At 63.1% G+C, this 16,755-nt stretch carries 11 protein-coding genes; 6 read left to right on the top strand and 5 right to left on the bottom strand.

Translation table 11 applies throughout. The annotated features are described in order from the left end of the window. Positions 1-24 precede the first annotated feature (24 nt). From hutI to tssA, 6 genes are all read left to right on the top strand, one after another. Positions 25-1,230: an imidazolonepropionase gene (hutI, locus tag AC1VWL_RS00495; protein ID WP_482985364.1), complete on the top strand. Its 1,206-nt coding sequence runs from the start codon at positions 25-27 to the stop codon at positions 1,228-1,230. Between the two features lie 51 nt (positions 1,231-1,281). Next, positions 1,282-2,829, top strand: a complete 1,548-nt coding sequence (gene hutH, locus AC1VWL_RS00490; RefSeq protein WP_482985363.1) for a histidine ammonia-lyase — start codon at positions 1,282-1,284, stop codon at positions 2,827-2,829. A gap of 335 nt (positions 2,830-3,164) precedes the next feature. Then, positions 3,165-4,016: an N-formylglutamate deformylase gene (hutG, locus tag AC1VWL_RS00485; RefSeq protein WP_482985362.1), complete on the top strand. Its 852-nt coding sequence runs from the start codon at positions 3,165-3,167 to the stop codon at positions 4,014-4,016. Further along, positions 4,013-5,680 carry a urocanate hydratase gene (gene hutU, locus AC1VWL_RS00480; RefSeq protein ID WP_482985361.1) on the top strand — a complete coding sequence of 556 codons (1,668 nt, stop codon included), beginning with the start codon at positions 4,013-4,015 and terminating at the stop codon, positions 5,678-5,680. The genes hutG and hutU overlap by 4 nt, the downstream gene beginning before the upstream one ends. 361 nt (positions 5,681-6,041) lie before the next feature. Next, entirely contained in the window at positions 6,042-8,141 is a 2,100-nt protein-coding gene (locus AC1VWL_RS00475; RefSeq protein WP_482985360.1) for a CocE/NonD family hydrolase, read from the top strand. A gap of 221 nt (positions 8,142-8,362) precedes the next feature. Beyond that, the gene (tssA, locus tag AC1VWL_RS00470; protein ID WP_482985359.1) at positions 8,363-9,424 is read left to right on the top strand and encodes a type VI secretion system protein TssA; all 1,062 of its coding nucleotides are present in this window, start codon (positions 8,363-8,365) and stop codon (positions 9,422-9,424) included. Between the two features lie 35 nt (positions 9,425-9,459). On the opposite strand, the gene AC1VWL_RS00465 is transcribed toward tssA, so the two are convergent. The 5 genes from AC1VWL_RS00465 to AC1VWL_RS00445 all read right to left on the bottom strand — a co-directional run bounded on the left by AC1VWL_RS00465 (position 9,460) and on the right by AC1VWL_RS00445 (position 16,702). Further along, positions 9,460-10,215, bottom strand: a complete 756-nt coding sequence (locus AC1VWL_RS00465; RefSeq protein WP_482985399.1) for an OmpA family protein — start codon at positions 10,213-10,215, stop codon at positions 9,460-9,462. A 38-nt stretch (positions 10,216-10,253) separates the two neighbouring features. Further along, the gene (tagF, locus tag AC1VWL_RS00460) at positions 10,254-11,237 is read right to left on the bottom strand and encodes a type VI secretion system-associated protein TagF (protein WP_481514726.1); all 984 of its coding nucleotides are present in this window, start codon (positions 11,235-11,237) and stop codon (positions 10,254-10,256) included. After that, entirely contained in the window at positions 11,234-14,959 is a 3,726-nt protein-coding gene (gene tssM, locus AC1VWL_RS00455) for a type VI secretion system membrane subunit TssM (protein ID WP_482985358.1), read from the bottom strand. The genes tagF and tssM overlap by 4 nt, the downstream gene beginning before the upstream one ends. Before the next feature lie 16 nt (positions 14,960-14,975). Then, positions 14,976-16,361: a hypothetical protein gene (locus AC1VWL_RS00450; RefSeq protein ID WP_482985357.1), complete on the bottom strand. Its 1,386-nt coding sequence runs from the start codon at positions 16,359-16,361 to the stop codon at positions 14,976-14,978. Positions 16,362-16,441: 80 nt separating this feature from the next. Then, on the bottom strand, positions 16,442-16,702 hold the full coding sequence (locus tag AC1VWL_RS00445; protein WP_303749871.1) for a PAAR domain-containing protein: 261 nt from the start codon (positions 16,700-16,702) through the stop codon (positions 16,442-16,444). Between the last annotated feature and the right edge of the window lie 53 nt (positions 16,703-16,755).

Here is a 16,755-nt window from a genome sequence, read left to right as displayed (position 1 = left end):
TACAAATAGGCACGGAGAGGGACAATGCGCTGCGACACGCTATGGCACAACGCCAACCTGATGACCCTGGACGACGCCTCGGGCGGACTGGGCAACATCCGCGACGGTGTTGTCGCCGCCCGCGATGGCCGCATCCTGCATGTCGGGCCAGCAGCAGATGCCCCTGCATTTGAAGCCGATAACCGCATCGACTGCAATGGCCGCTGGATCAGCCCCGGCCTGATCGACTGCCATACCCATCTGGTCTATGCCGGCAACCGCGCAGGCGAGTTCGAGCAACGCCTGCAGGGCGTGACCTACGCACAGATTGCCAAGGCCGGTGGCGGCATCGTTTCCACCGTCAGCGCGACCCGCAATGCCGACGAAGCGGCCTTGATCGAGGCCAGCCTGCCCCGCCTGGATGCGATGCTGGCCGAAGGCATCACCACCATCGAGATCAAATCCGGCTACGGCCTGACCCTGGCCGACGAACGCAAGCAGCTACGCGTTGCGCGCGAACTGGGCGTGCTGCGCAAGGTGGAGATCGCGCCGACCTTTCTTGGTGCACATGCCGTGCCGCCAGGCTATGAGGCTCAGGCTTACATCAACGAAGTCTGCGCGGTGATGATTCCGGCAATCGCCGCGGAGGGGCTGGCCGATGCCGTCGACATTTTCTGCGAGAACATCGCCTTTTCGCCTGCGCAGGCGCAACAGGTTTTCGACGCCGCCAAACAGCATGGGCTGGCAATCAAGATCCATGCAGAGCAGCTGTCCAACCAGCACGGTGCGGAATTGGCCGCACACAATGGCGCGCTGTCCGCGGACCACATCGAACACCTGGATGAAGCAGGCATTGTCGCGATGCGCGCCTCGGGCACGGTCGCCGTGCTGCTTCCGGGCGCCTACTACTTCACCCGCGAGACCGTGTTGCCACCCATCCAGGGCCTGCGTGACGCAGGCGTACCGATGGCGCTGGCCACCGACAGCAACCCGGGCACCTCGCCGCTGACCAGTCCACTGCTGACGATGAACATGGGCGCCACGTTGTTCCGCATGACCGTGGCCGAGTGCATCGCCGGCTTCACCCGCGAAGCCGCGCGTGCCCTTGGCCGCGGCAACCGTATCGGCAAGCTGATGAACGGCATGGACTGCGATCTGGCCATCTGGAACATCGAGGCACCCGCCGACCTGGTCTACCGGATCGGCTTCAACCCCTTGCATGCCCGCGTCTGGCGCGGGCAAACCGTTTGAACGTCCCCCGCTTCAATCTCGCACTTTGAACCTCGCACTGCTGGAGCACGCATGAGCACTACCTTGACCCTCCTCCCCGGCCACGTTCCGTTGGCGCAATGGCGGCAGATCTATCGCGGCGCCAACGTGCGCCTGGATGAATCCGCCCAAGCCGCGGTACTGCGCAGCGCACAGGTGGTGGATGCCATCGTCGCCAAGGGCGAGCCGGTCTATGGCATCAATACCGGCTTCGGCAAGCTGGCCAGTGTCCGCATCGAGCGCGAGGACCTGGAAACCCTGCAGCGCAATATCGTGTTGTCGCATGCCGCCGGTGTAGGCGAGCCGATGCCGGTCGATGTCGTGCGACTGATGTTGGCGCTGAAGTTGACCAGTCTCGCGCAAGGCGCATCGGGCATTCGCCCGCAGACCTTGGCGCTGCTGGAAGCAATGTTGCAGAAGGATGTGGTGCCGGTGGTGCCCTGCCAGGGCTCGGTTGGCGCCTCCGGCGACCTGGCACCGCTGTCGCATCTGGCCAGCGTGATGATTGGTGTTGGTGAAGCCTTTGTCGGCGGCGTGCGGATGTCCGCCGAAGCTGCCTTCGCGCAGGCCGGTCTGCAGCCGTTGGTGCTGGGCGCGAAGGAAGGCCTGGCGCTGCTCAATGGCACCCAGTACTCGACCGCTTATGCACTGGCCGGTCTGTTCGAGATCGAAGTGGTGTTCCAGGCCGCACTGGTTACCGGTGCGTTGTCAGTGGAAGCCGCCAAGGGCTCGGACACCCCGTTTGATCCGCGCATCCACAGCATTCGCGGCCAGCGCGGGCAGATCGCCACCGCCGCAGTGCTGCGCGAGTTGATGCAAGGCTCGGCAATCCGCGAATCGCATCGCGACAATGACGTGCGCGTGCAAGACCCGTACTGCCTGCGCTGCCAGCCGCAGGTGATGGGCGCCGCACTGGACGTGATGCGCCAGGCCGCCACCACTCTGGAAATCGAGGCCAATGGCGTCTCCGACAACCCGCTGGTGTTCACCGACACCGGTGAAGCACTGAGCGGCGGCAACTTCCACGCCGAGCCGGTGGCATTCGCAGCAGACATGCTGGCGATGGCGGTCTGCGAGATCGGCTCGATCAGCGAGCGCCGCACCGCCATGCTGGTCGACCCGGCGCTGTCCGGCCTGCCGGCCTTCCTGACCCCGAAGCCGGGCCTGAACTCCGGCTTCATGATCCCGCAGGTGACCGCGGCAGCACTGGTGTCGGAGAACAAGCAGCGCGCCTATCCGGCCAGCGTCGACTCGATCCCGACCTCGGCCAACCAGGAAGATCATGTGTCGATGGCTGCGCATGGTGCACGTCGACTTATCGCTATGGCTGAGAACGCTGCCAATGTCATTGGTATCGAACTGCTTGCTGCAGGCCAGGGCTGTGATTTCCATGCGCCGCTGCGTTCGAGTTCGGCGCTGGAACAGGTGCGTTCTACCCTGCGTGCGCAGGTGCCTACTCTGGTGGACGACCGTTACTTCCACCCGGACATGGTTGCTGCGACTGCATTGGTACGCGCGGGCGCGTTGACGGCTGGCCTGGGTGTGCAGTTGCCGGGTGTTGATGTGACTGACAAGGCCTGATTGAAGCGTATGCAGAGCTGCCGGCTAGCGTTGGGGCTTTATCGCGAAGAGCGCCCTCATCTGCCCTCCGGGCATCCTCTCCCGCTTGCGGGAGAGGCGACAGCGAGCAGCGCTGCAATCTTCCAGACCAGGCTCAGTTCGCCGCGAGCTGCGATGCAAGCCCTTCTCCCGCCTGCGGGAAGAAGAGCCTGCCCCCGCGAAGGCGGGGGTGGCGCAAAGCGCCGGATGAGGGGGGCTTTTGACCTTCACCGTGTAAAGCGCCCCCCTTCTGCCCTTCGCGCATCCTCCCCCGCCAGCGAGGGAAGAACATTGCCCCCCCTACCCCAGGAATCCCCATGACGAACGCCACTGACTGGCTGCAGATCCACCACGGTCACGCTCCGCTTGTCGTCAGCTTCCCGCATACCGGCACCGAACTGCCTGCTTCGCGCGTTGGCCATTTCGTGTCGCCGTGGCTGGCACGCCGTGACGCCGACTGGTGGGTGCACGAGCTCTATGCCTTCGCCAAGGCAATGGGCGCGACGACGGTACGCACCGCCATCTCGCGCTCGCTGATCGACGTCAATCGCGACCCATCCGGTGCCTCCCTGTACCCAGGGCAGAACACCACCGGCCTGTGTCCGCTTACCACCTTCGACAACCAGCCGCTGTACCGCGCCGGGCATGAGCCCGATGACGCGGAGATCCAGTATCGGCGCGAAACCTGGTTCGACCCCTACCACGCGGCACTGGCCGGCGAGATCGCACGCCTGCGCGCGCAACATGAAACCGTGGTCGTCTACGACGCGCACTCGATCCGTTCCCTGATTCCGCATCTGTTCGATGGCGAACTGCCGCAGTTCAATATCGGCAGCGCTGGCCCCAGCGGCGCGCCGGATACCTCCTGCGACAACGCGCTGACCGACGTGGTCGAGAACCTGTGCGCCATGAGCGGCATGAGCCACGTGCGCAACGGCCGCTTCAAGGGTGGCTGGATCACCCGCCACTACAGCAATACCGCCAACGGCGTGCATACCCTGCAAATGGAACTGGGCTGCCGCGGTTACATGCACGAACCCGCACCCGAGGACGTGGACGAGCACAGCTGGCCCACGCCCTACGACCCCGAACACGCAAGCCCCGTCCGCAACACCTTGCAGCAAGTGCTTGGCGCTTGTCTGGAATTTGCTACCAGGAGAAATGCATGACCCGTCACGACCCCTCCCGCAACCCGCGTGCACCTCGCGGCAATACGCTCAACTGCAAGTCCTGGCAGACCGAAGCGCCGTTCCGCATGCTGCAGAACAACCTCGATGCCGAGGTCGCCGAAGACCCGACCTCGCTGGTCGTCTACGGCGGTATCGGCCGCGCCGCACGTGATTGGGAAAGCTACGACAAGATTCTGGAAACCCTGAGGCGCCTGGACGACAACCAGACCCTGCTGGTGCAATCCGGCAAGCCGGTCGGCGTGTTCCCCACCCACCCGGATGCACCGCGCGTGCTGATCGCCAACTCCAACCTGGTGCCGCACTGGGCCAACTGGGAGCACTTCAACGAGCTCGATAAGAAGGGCTTGATGATGTACGGGCAGATGACCGCCGGCAGCTGGATCTACATCGGCAGCCAGGGCATCGTCCAGGGCACGTACGAGACCTTCGTCGAGATGGGTCGCCAGCACTACGGCGGCAGCCTGAAGGGCAAGTGGATCCTCACCGCGGGTCTCGGCGGCATGGGCGGCGCACAGCCGCTGGCCGCGTCGCTGGCCGGTGCCAGCAGCCTGACCATCGAATGCCGCCAGAGCAGCATCGACTTCCGCCTGCGCACCCGTTACGTCGATGAGCAGGCCAGCGACATCGACGACGCCTTGGCACGCATCGCCAAGTACACGGCGAGCGGTGACGCCAAGTCGATTGCCCTGCTCGGCAATGCTGCCGAGATCCTTCCGGAACTGGTACGCCGCGGCGTGCGTCCGGACTGCGTCACCGACCAGACCAGCGCCCACGATCCGGTGCACGGCTACCTGCCGATTGGCTGGAGCGTGGAGCAATGGCTGGCCGAACAGCAGGCCAATCCGGAAAAGGTCCGCGATGCCGCCAAGGCTGCGATGCGCGTGCACGTTGACGCCATGCTTGCCTTCCACGCTGCTGGCATACCGACTGTCGATTACGGCAACAACATCCGCCAGATGGCCTTCGACGAAGGCTTGCAGAATGCCTTCGATTTCCCCGGTTTCGTACCTGCCTATGTGCGCCCGCTGTTCTGCCGCGGCATCGGCCCGTTCCGTTGGGTGGCACTGAGTGGCGACCCGGAGGACATCTACAAGACCGACGCCAAGGTCAAGGAAATCATCGCAGATGATCCCAACCTGCACCGTTGGCTGGACATGGCGCGTGAGCGCATCAGTTTCCAGGGCCTGCCAGCGCGTATCTGCTGGGTTGGCCTTGGCCTTCGCCACAAGCTCGGCCTGGCCTTCAACGAAATGGTGCGCAACGGTGAACTCAGCGCGCCGGTGGTGATTGGCCGTGACCATCTGGACAGTGGCAGCGTCGCCTCGCCCAATCGCGAAACCGAATCGATGAAGGACGGCTCGGATGCGGTCTCCGATTGGCCACTGCTGAACGCCATGCTCAATGTCGCCGGCGGCGCCACCTGGGTAAGCCTGCACCACGGCGGCGGCGTTGGCATGGGCTACTCGCAGCACTCCGGCGTGGTCATCGTCTGCGACGGCAGCGAGGCCGCCGACCAGCGCATCGCACGCGTGCTGTGGAACGACCCCGGCACCGGCGTGATGCGCCATGCCGATGCCGGCTACGACATCGCCATCAACTGCGCCAAGGAGAAGGGACTGGATCTGCCGGGCATCCTCGGCTGACCGAGCGCCTCTGGCCGTGAATGCAACGGGCAGGCCTGTGGCCTGCCCGTTGTGCTTTCCGTACTGAGGTCCAACGGGTTCGTGCCTGCCATGAGCCGGGCTGCCGCAACGCATCCAAACCCGGCATCACCCGCTTGTTGCAAGCCTGCGACCGACACAGACCTGCCGTTACGCGCATCCATGCGATGTGCTATTGAAGGCCAACGATCAAACCGATGGTCTTGCCATGCGTGGCTTGCTTGCCCTACTCCTGTTGCTCGGCGCGGGAACTGCCTCGGCCCTTGCCATGTCGCCCCCCGTGTCGGCGCGGCCTCAACCCGCCGATGTAGATACCGCAATGCCCGGGCTTGCAAGGCTCACCTTGAACCGCCTGCCCCACGGCGACGAGCAGCAACTGCTGGATACCCGTTTCCGACTGCAGATAGTCGCAGGCCAATACCTACAGGCGATCGAAAGCATTCACAAGCTGCGCGCATTGCGCAGCGATCCACCTCAGCAGCCACCGTTGTATCTCCAGTACGAGATCTACGCGAGCGCCAAACAGCTGCAGCAAACGCAACGGATCAGTTTCGCAGACGCATGGAAACGGCGTTTTGCAGACTACTTCCAGCAGCTCGATGACCCGACCGCCCTGAAGGCCGAGTTCGCCTTCGGCAGCAACCTGCAACGCCTGCGTGAACAGCGGGACAGGCTGGTCGATGCCACCGACAGTGTCACGACACTGAACGACGAGCAAGCCACCGCCCTGCTGCGTGCATGGCAGGTGCATGCCGCATACGCGGACTTTCTGCCGCTGGTGCCGCAGGCGATCAGTGAAGACGACGCGCGGCGTTACAGCATCGACCGCAACATCAGCATCACCACGCCCGATGGCGCACGCATCTCCGCCATCTCCGTGCATCCAGCCAAGGCCCGCAGACTACCGGTGCTGCTGACCTTCACCATCTATGCAAACGACGACTGGGCCTGGTCCGATGCCAAGACGATGGCTGCACACGGCTATGCCAGCGTGGTTGCCTACAGTCGCGGCAAGGGCCGCAGCCCTGATCCGATCCGTCCGTATGAGCACGACGGCAGCGATGCCGCAGCGGTGATTGCCTGGGCCGCTGCCCAACCATGGAGCAACGGCAAGGTCGGCATGTATGGCGGCAGCTACAGCGGTTTTACCCAATGGGCAGCACTCAAGCGTGGCGCACCAGCGCTCAAGGCCATCGCCACCTCGGCAACCACCGCACCCGGCATCGACGTGCCGATGGAGGGTGGAATCTTCCTGAATTTCATCTATCCGTGGCCGTTCTACACAACGAACAATACCTCGTTGGACGACGCCACTTATGGCGATAGTGGTCGATGGAATGCGCTGAACAGCCGTTGGTATCAAAGCGGCCAGCCCTATCGCGAGCTGCCAAAACTGGATGGCACAGCGAACCCCTTGTTCCAACAATGGTTGCAGCACCCAACCTACGATGCTTACTGGCAGGCAATGATTCCGCAGGGGCGCGAGTTCGCCGATATCGGCATTCCGGTACTGGCGACAACCGGTTACTTCGACGGCGCCCAGATCGGCGCCCTGCACTATTTCCGTGAGCACCTGAAGCAGCGCCCGGACGCCGATCACACGCTGCTGATAGGCCCCTACGAGCACTTCACCATGCAGACTGGCGTGCCGGAACAGGTGCAGGGTTACAGTCCGGATCCGGTGGCGCGCGTCGACCTGCAGGCGCTGCGGCTGGCATGGTTCGACCACGTGCTGAAAGGCGCCGCCAAACCAGCATTGCTCAGTGATCGGGTCAACTGGCAGGTGATGGGCAGCAACCGTTGGCGACACGCGGCAACGCTGGAAGCCATGCCTACGCGCCAGCAGCGCCTCTACCTGGTACCGGGAAACGACGGCACTCAACAGCTGGCCGCTGAAGCGGCTCCGGCGCGCAGCAGCCTGCAGCGCGTCGATTTCCGCGACCGCAGCGATGCGGGCTGGCAAGCGCCACGCGATGTCATCAATCGGACGCTTGACCCGCATGCCGGGTTGGTCTTCCGCAGTGAGCCGCTGGCGCGGGAAACCGAACTGGCAGGCGCGTTCAGCGGCATGCTCGATTTCAGCCTCAACAAGCGCGATGCCGATGTGGCGCTTGCCATCTACGAGCTCACCGCCGATGGCCAGTATCTCGATCTCGCGTATTGGCTGCAGCGGCTAAGCCATGCGCAGGATCCAAGCCAACGCCAACTTCTCGCACCCTCTCAACGTCATCGCGTACGCGTTGCCAATACCCGCCTGATCGGCCGCAGACTCGCTGCAGGGAGTCGCGTTGTGGTCACCTTGGGAGTGATCAAACAGCCGGACCGGCAGCTCAACCTCGGGAGTGGCAAGGACCCCAGTGACGAAACGCTGGCCGATGCCGGCACGCCGCTGGAGATACGCTGGTATGGCAGCAGCCATATCGACCTGCCCGTTCGCGATTGAAGACCAGCGCTCGCGTTGAGTGCCCTGCTGAAAGTTCGGACATACATGGCAATTGCCGGCGATGTTCAGATGATTCCTGTAGCCACGGCGCAGGACCGGATGCAGACAAAAGCTGAACGAGTGCAGGCAGGCCCGGCCGGTTCCAGACCTGCAACCGGCCTCTACATTCTCTTGCCCATCGCCGGGCTAGAATCGGCCAGTAACCCACAATGAGATTTGCCATGCTGGATCAGGATGCCCTGCTGGCCCCGATTGACGGACACGCTGCGACCGGTGAAGACCTGTCGTTTTCGGCCGAGTTCGATCGGATCATCGAAAACCGTCGTGCCGACGACCCTACCCTGGACCAAGGGGCGTGGCAGACCGACATCAAATACGCCGATTGGGGCAGCGTGCTGCGCGACTGCAACCAATTGCTGCAGACCCGTACCAAGGACCTGCGGCTGGCCGGCTGGCTATGCGAAGCAGCAACCCAACAAGACGGCTTCAGCGGCCTTGCTGCGGGCTTCCGGGTCACCGCAGGCCTGTGCGATCGCTATTGGGATGAGGTGCATCCCGTGGCGCACGACGGCGACTACGAAGAACGCATCGGCAACCTGAGCTGGCTGCTGACCAACACCTCGCAGTGGCTGCGTGCGATCCCCATCGCCGTCGCGCCACAGGGCCGCTTCAGTCTGGCTGATTTCGAGCATGCGCATGCCAGCAATGGCGACGATTCCGATGGCCGTCCAAGCCTGGACGTTCTCGAAGCGGCGCGCCGCAGCACGTCGCACGATGTCTATCGGCAGCTGGTTGCCGCCCTGCCCGACTGCAGCCAGGCGCTGGATGAGCTGCAGGCCGCCGTGGACAGCCGCCTGGGCATGGATGGTCCGAGCTTCAGCGCGGTACGCGAACAGCTGGACCACCTGCAGCGCACGGTCCGGCGCTTTGCCCGCGAAGCCGGCATGTTGCTCGATGGCGAAGTGGATGATCCTGCTGATGACGCTGGCGACACGTTCAACGCGTCCATCGCTGCTACCGAGCCAACAGTGAACAGCGCCGCGCCACGTGGCCCAGCAGGAGCTCCGACCAGCCGCAAGGAAGCCTTGGCACAGCTGCGTCAGGTGGCCGAATTCTTCCGCCGCACCGAACCGCACAGCCCTGTCGCCTATCTGGCCGAGAAGGCCGCAAGCTGGGGCGAGATGCCGCTGCATGTCTGGCTGAAGCGCGTCATCAAGGACCACACAACACTCGAGCAGATGGAAGAAATGCTCGATGTCAAAAACGAGAACGACGGGCTTTAAGCCCGTCGTTCTCTTTCAGAACTGATAAAGCGCTTTTACTGGATCTTGAACTCGATACGACGGTTGCGCGCGCGGCCGTCATCGGTGACGTTGTCGGCCACCGGCTCATCCGGCCCCTTGCCGAGCACATCCATATGCGTGCTGGGAATGCCCTTGGACATCATGTAGCTCTTCACTGCAGCTGCACGCGCATGGCTCAAGGAAAGATTGGATGCGCGCTGCCCCACATTGTCGGTATGGCCAATGATCAGGAAGCGGCTGTCCGGCATCTGCGCCATCTTGGCGACCATCTCGTCGAGGATGCTCATGCCGAACGGCGTCAACCTGGCGCTGCCGCTCTGGAATTCAATGATGCGGTTGGCCAGCGTTTGATCCAGCACGCCCTGCTGTGAACCCACCTTCAAGGCATTGTTGACTGTGTAGCTGGTGTTGCTGGCCAGGCTGAGATCACTGGCCACCTGCTGGCGCAGCGCTTCATTGGCCACCTCGCCGGTGACGCGTACGGATTGGCCGTTGACCTCAAGCTTGCCCGGCGACACGCGCTTGAGCCCGGGATTGATCATCCCGGCAACATAGTCACCCCAGTTGGGTGGCGTGGCGATGCTTTCGACCTGGATACGATCCACAACGCGCTCTGCGCCATAGACCGCCCGCAGATTGTTGAGCAGTTTGGCCTTGGTGGCCTGATCAGGCACCACACCTTCGATTATCACTGGCCGTTCTGCTGCCGACGGCGCCGTCACGGTTGCCGACGGTGCGGTCTGCGCGAACACAGGCGTGGTCACCAACATCAACGCAGCGATATAGCTAACTTTGAACAAATGCATCGTCAGGTTCCCAGGAAGGTCTCGCCGAACAGCCGACGCGCGGTGACCAATGCAAGGTCATCGCGTTCGAGGAAGCTGCCGAAGCGGTTCAAGTTGTAGTCGCCGTGCAGGTAGTCGTCCACCCACTCCGAATGCTGCAGGTGAATCAGATAGTCGCCAGCTTCGGACGGATCCAAGGCCGCGCGCAGTACCATGCGATCCGCGCCGTTGAAGCCGATCACCATGTTCGGCTTGGCATCGTTGCGGATCAGCACCGCCAGCTCGAAGTCACCGCGGCTCACGAAGCTGGATACCAGGTCCAGCCAGAACGCGGCCACCAGCGGCCGGTAGGCCGGGTCGCGCACCAGCGGCAGCACCAATGCCTTGTCGATGTTCACCTCGCCACCGCTCAACACGGGCTGCAACAGCAGACCCAATGCCGGCAGCATCTGCCGCAACGAAACCTCACCATGCCCTGCCTCACGCAGGCGCTGCTCGAAGCTGGCGATGGTGGTGCCTTCGAGGAAGTCCTGGAAGCTGGCGTTGTAGTCGGCCGGATCGGTGCTGATGCTGAAGCGAGCATCAGCCAGCTGGCTCAGCGCCTGCGTTGCATCGGCATCTTCGTTCGCCTGCCGTGCCAAACGGGCAAGTCCCGACCATGCGTTGGACAGCGCCAAGGGGCTGCGGCCGATGAAGGGCAGCGGCTCGGGTGCCTCCAGCCGCAATGCTGACAGCAGCGGGAAGCGACGTTCAGAGGCATCGCGACTGGCCAGGAAGTGGCCGCACACAAGCATCTTGCTGCGCGAGCCGAGGAAGGCGTAATTGATCTCCGGCGCCTCGTCGTAACGCTGCTTCCAGTCCGGGCTTTGGCTCAACAGCTCCAATGACTCGCCAGCCCAGCGATCGAGCCAGCCAAGCAACTGGTGATTATCGGCGGCGCGCACGAAGTCACCGCGAGACGGCACCTTTCCGAAGTAGGAAACCCCGGCACTGACAACGCGACTCATCGTGCACCTCCCGCAGCCTGCTGCGGCGCCGCTGGCGCACTTGCAGGTGCTTGCCCGGCAGGCGCAACCGGTGCCGCAGCGGCAACAGGCACGCCACCTGCCACCCGCTCCGGCAACTGCAGGCCACGCTGCCAATCACTGCCATCGGAACCCGTGCCAGCACGGCGCACCACGCGCATCTCCACGGTCACGGCAACGCCGCTGCCTTCCCAGGTGATACGGCTGGAATCATCAAGGCGTTCGTACTGGCCTTCGGACATCAGACGCTTGAAGCCGTTCGAGCCCGGCGCGTTGAACACCTCCACTGTGCGGCCATCACCCGTAACCGCCGAAATCTTCACCCCAGGAATCTGGCCTGCGTTCGGGTATTGCATGGTGGTCCACTGCGGCGGCGTGTTGCGATAGCGCAGCTGCTGGCCATCGATCTCGATGGTGTATTCCACCGCACCGGTTGCAGGCGACGGCAACAACTCAAAGATCGTCGTGTCCTGGGCAGCGCCTGCACCCGCGCCACTTACCCAATTGCCATAGTTGGCGACCAGTTCGGAAGACAGGTTGATACCGATGCCTGCCCAACGACGCGCTTCAAGCAAGGGTCCACGCTGGAGGACCAAAGCCCCCATCGCGTCCTTGTTGAAGGTGGCGATGCTGCCGCTGGCACCGAAGATGGCGGCGATGTCGCTGGCCGCAGCATCCACATCAGAGTTCAGGTTGAACGGATACTGCTGGCCGATGCGCGCCTTGAAGGGATCGTAGACCTGGGCCTTCCAGGTCTTGTTGACCTCATCTTCGGTCGGCGGCACCAGAGCTGCGAACGTCTGCGTCAACGGACGCAGCAGCAATGGGCGCAATGCTTCGCGTTGCTTCTCGTCCAGCCCGTTCAAGACCTGCTCGTCGACCAGCGCCAAGGCCACGCTCAGCTCGGAGCCTTCATTGCTGAAGGTGTCCTGCATCAGCTTGCGTGCGCCAACGCCCACGTCGCCTTGCGACTTGATGGCATTCAAGCGTGCCCGCAGCTTGCCCAAGGTATCGAAGTAGGCAGCAATTACCGCCGGCTGATCGCCGCGCGGCATGGTGAGCCGAGCGATGCCTTCAAACGCCTTGCCAATCGGCCCCACCGGCGCGGCAGCGGCGGCCGCAGCCGGGTCCTTGCGCAGGATGGTGCGCTGGAACCACGCCACGAAGCCCTTTCCGGACTTGCTGGAACGCGCCTGTGCAGGCGGGTTGTCCCAGATGGTTTCCTCGTTGATCTTCTCAAGCAGGGTACGCAGCGGCGAGTTGCTGGCATCACCAAGCCGGTTGATGCGCGCCGTGGCCTCGTCAAAGGTATTGAACTCGGCAACACTCAGGCCGGCAACGAACTTGCCCCACTCGCGTGCGTACTCCTGCTTGTACATCGTGACCAGTTCACGCGACACGTGTTCCGGGCTACCGGCCAGCGACAGGTCGCTTTGTTCGGTCGTGCCCAGCACCCAGTCGGTAGTGCTCAGCTGGGTATTGGCCGCTTCCTTGATCGCATCCTGCACATAGTCTTCCCAGGCCTTGCGGCTGAAGGCACCCGAGATGGCGTAACTGCCATTGATCAGGCGCGCATTGCGCTCCTCGCCCACCAGGCCATCTACCGTCACCGTGCCAAAACGTGCACCGGCACGTGCCTTGATCTGCGCGAATACGCGTTCCATCGCCGGCTGGCCCTTCATCACCTGCGACAAGGCCTGGCGTGAATCGGTGACCAGCGTCACCTTGTTCTGCACCTGCGGCCAGCCCGGCTTGCCTGCTTGCGCCACATAGAAGGTCATCAGCTTCTCAGCAGCCCGGACCATTTCCTCGCGGCTCATCTGCCCACGATTGGCTTCCAGCCAGTTGCGCCAGAACAGCGTCAGTTGCTGCGACAGATGTGCGCCTTCCACGTACTTGGGATTGCCCAGCATCAAGTAGGTCTTGAGCGCGTTATAGGCGTCGTTGGTGCTGGTCGGCGATGCGTTCTGGTACAGCGTCTCGCTCTCCGCAGCCCCAGCGTTGGCCTGGCCGAGCTTGTCGCGTTCGGCAACCACCTGCCCAAGATAGTTCTCGAGGTTGGAAACGGTGGGCGCCAGCATTACCTGCTGCATGCCGTGGTTGTACTCACGCAGCAGCTTCTCGCGGATCGCGTCGCCCTGGTACAGGCCGAGGCTGGTGGTGATGCCGCCTTCCTTCTTATAGCGGTCCAGCTGCTCCATGCGGTCCTGCAACAGCAGCAGCGCATCGACGCGGGACTTCAGATCCATGCGGTCCTTCTGCACGCGCACGGCCTGGTCCAGATCCTTGGTGGCATTGGCCACCAGCTGCGCATTGGTGGTGTAGGACCAGGTCCACAGGCCAAGCCCGAGCGCCAGCACACCCACCGCGCCCAGGAAAACGCCGTAGCGCAGGCGGTTCTGGTGCGGGCTCGCGTACTGCCGTACCAGATCGCGGTCGGCAAAGATCACCTTGCGGAACAGGTCCTTCAGGAAGAAGGCGGTCTGCCCGCTTGGTGCCTCGTCCACGTTCGAACCGCGTTGCAGGCCAAACTGCCTGCCCACGCGCTCGGACGCATGGTGGACCGAGCGACCCTCCTGCAGCGCACTGCTGAAGTAGAAGCCACGGAACACTGGCTTGAACTGATAGGGATTGTCTTCGAACAGCGTGGCGATGAAGGTCCGCAGCGCTGGTTTGATGCCGACGAACTCCAGCGGCAAGGACAGCAGGCCCGGCGATACTTCGCGCCCGCGCTGCATCGCCATGTGGGTCAGGCTCATTTCCTTGATGCCGTCGGCCAGCTCGTCAAAATGCTTGTCGAAGGCCGTCAGTGCATCACCCTGCTGCAGCACATCGGCCGGCAACGTCGCGCCCCAGACGTTCTCGCGTTCGCCTGGATCCAGATTGCCAAAGAACTCGCTGAAACCGGCAATCAGGTCGGCCTTGGTGAACAGCACATACACCGGCGCGAACACTTCCAGTTGCTCGGTGACTTCCTGCACACGCTGGCGCAGGTTCTTGGCCAGCTCCATCGCGAACTCTGGCTTGCTGCCAGACAGCTCGGCAATGCTCACCGCGATGATGACGCCATTGATGGGTGCGCGCGGACGGTTCTTCTTCAGCAGCCCGAGGAAGGTCAGCCACTCCATGCGGTCTTCGGTACTCACCGAATAACGACCGGCCGTATCCAGCACGATGCCATTGGTGGTGAAGTACCAATCGCAGTTGCGGGTACCACCGATGCCCTGGATGACATTGCTGCGGTTATCCTCGAACGGGAACTGCAGCCCGGAGTTGAGGATCGCCGTGCTCTTGCCTGCTGCCGGGTTACCGATGATCACGTACCAAGGCAACTCGTACAGCGCAGCTTTGCCTTTGAGCATGCCCATCCGCGAGGACTTGATCTGCTTCACCGCATCCAGCATGCGCTTGCGCAAGGCTTCGGTATCAGCACGCTGCGACGGTTGCGCGTTGGCCACAGCCTTGTCGGCCTCGCCCTGCACCATCGCCTCCACACGCCGCGCCGCGCGCCGCGCCATGATCCGCTTGATGATCCAGACGATCAGCGCAATGACCAGCAGCGCTGCAAGCACGATCGCCGCCCATATCCCGATCTGCCTGGCCTCGGCCTCACCGTATTTGGCCAGCCCAGCGGCGCCGATAAGACCAATCACCATCCACAAGCGATAGTCGCGCAGGTAGTAGCTGAAATTGCTCAAACTCATGCAAGGAATCCAGGGTTCAGGAGACTGCCGGCATTGCAACCGCCAGCGTCGGGGAAGGAAGCGGCTCTACGAGACCAAACAACCGTTGCTGCGCGTCGGCAACGCCCAGCAACACAACTGCCTCGGACTGGCGCTGCAACTGCGCTTGGGCCAAGGCCAACAAGGCGACCGGCAACACCGGGCCGAGTTCACCAGAGCACAATGCCAGGGCAAGACTCTGTGAACTGAAATCAAGATCAGGGTTGATCGCAGCCGTGACTGCCGCTGTATCAACCAGCGATTCAGGGCGTTGATCGGAATCGTGCAGCACGAACTGCACCCGCGCCGCATCGGCAAGCAAAGGCTGCAACCACTGCGATGCCGCGCTGGCGAGCTGACGTCGGAGCTCTGCAGGACGCGCGCCGTGAACCGGCTCCAGCCGCTCAAACTGCGGCCGCCAGAAACGCGCTGCGCCCTCACCTGCAAGCTGACTGCTGGCCAGCAACACACCAGCGGCACCCTCGCCCGGCACATGACCGTCGGCGTGTTGCGCGGTTGCAAGCAGGCCGCGCGCCAACCAGTTGTTGATGACTGCAGCGTCTATCGCCGAATAGCAGGAAGCGAGCAAATGCCAGCGCGGCGTGCCCGAGCTCAAGGCATCCACAACCCGCTGCAGATGTGGCCACACATCACCGGAGCGCTCGAACACGCTGATGCGCACATCAAACCGCCGCGCATCCAACCCGGCCTGCAGTGCCTGTTCTTGCAGCCATGTCTGCGCCCAATGACGCAGACCGTCCGACCAGGAAGGCGAAACGACGAGCTCTACGGTAAGGACATTCTCGACCCGATCTTCTTCGCGCCGGCGCAGACCAGCAATCACAACTTCTTCACCACCAACAATTGCCGGCATCGCGCCATAAGCCGCGTCGAGTAATTGTTCGAGAACGGGCTGCAACAACGCCATCGCGCGCCGCTCATGGGCAGCGGTATCAATCGTTCCTTCGCGCTCGGACAACACTGCCCACTCGTCAAGACCAGCGACGGCACTCACACGAATCGGAAGATTGTTGGCGTCGCGGAAACGCGTGTCCAACTGCGGCCGTGGCAACGCCGAGGCGACGGCCAACACCGCGTTCGCATCGTTGCCCGCAGGCAAGTGAACGCTTCCTGCGGTGATTGCCACCGAGGAAACATGCGTGCTGTTGGACTCAACTGCTGCAGGTGCGGCCTCTTCGGCATTCGCGCCTGCTGCAACCGCCTTGTCAACGCCACGTGAAAGCATGCCGCGCAGCATGTAGCCCGCACCGCTCAACCCCACCGGCAATACGCCGAGGTAGGCGAGCATCTGCATGCCATTGGGGGTGGTGCCACTGCTACGCCAGTACATGATGGCCGCCGCCCAGGTGGCGACAAAAACCATCATTACGCTCCCCGCGTTCTTCAACCATCCTGCCATCAGTCGCTGTGCTCCATGCGCTGCTCCTGTACCGCGTGTTGCGCTCAGCCCAACCCAGTGCTGCTCTGTGTGGCCATCAACGTGGCCCCACATGCAGTGCGATCTCCGTCACGTGCTACAGGCTGCCCGTCGATTACGACGGTAGCGTCACCACTGATGATTGAAGTTGCCCCGTGCACCGCGCAGATGGCGCGGTCCCCGATGCGGGAAACTGGCTTTCCATTCACGTCTGTCTGGGCAGTGCCAGACACCACGCTACCGCCATGACTTAACTTGTCGCCGACAACGATAAACGGTCGTGCCATGCATCACACTCCTTGATTCGCCGTGACCCGGTCTTTCCATCGCCCCTGTCCAA

Source organism: Stenotrophomonas sp. STEN063 (genome assembly GCF_056854515.1).
This window is presented reverse-complemented; position numbering and strand designations above follow the sequence as displayed.